This is a genomic window from Shewanella sp. S1-49-MNA-CIBAN-0167 (assembly GCF_040310145.1).
Lineage (GTDB): Bacteria > Pseudomonadota > Gammaproteobacteria > Enterobacterales > Shewanellaceae > Shewanella > Shewanella psychromarinicola.
Genome location: NZ_JBEOPO010000254.1, coordinates 1 through 273, shown reverse-complemented (window position 1 = coordinate 273; position 273 = coordinate 1). Strand labels below are relative to the sequence as shown.

The 273-nt window shown below is 42.5% G+C and carries 1 pseudogene; it reads left to right on the top strand.

The annotated features are described in order from the left end of the window. Positions 1 to 273 (top strand): annotated as a pseudogene (locus AAEZ00_RS21225) (DUF4172 domain-containing protein); the annotation flags it as partial.

Sequence of the window (273 nt, the reverse complement as noted above, 5' to 3'; positions counted from 1 at the left end):
GCTTAACGCATTTTCTGTACGTTCCTCTTTGGCGAATAAGCTTGGCGTGAGTGAAGAAAAACCTTATCCAACTACTGCACAAACAGATGGTTTAGCTGATATCACCTTAGATGCGCTACAAAACTGGCAACAGCCACTTAGCCTAACGCGTATTTTAGATTGGCATTCAATGTTATTTCCAGAAAACCAAACGGGGTTTAATCCTGTTGTTGGCGGTAAGTTACGTGGTAATGAACCTATGAAAGTAGTATCGGGGCGTTTAGACAAACCGAC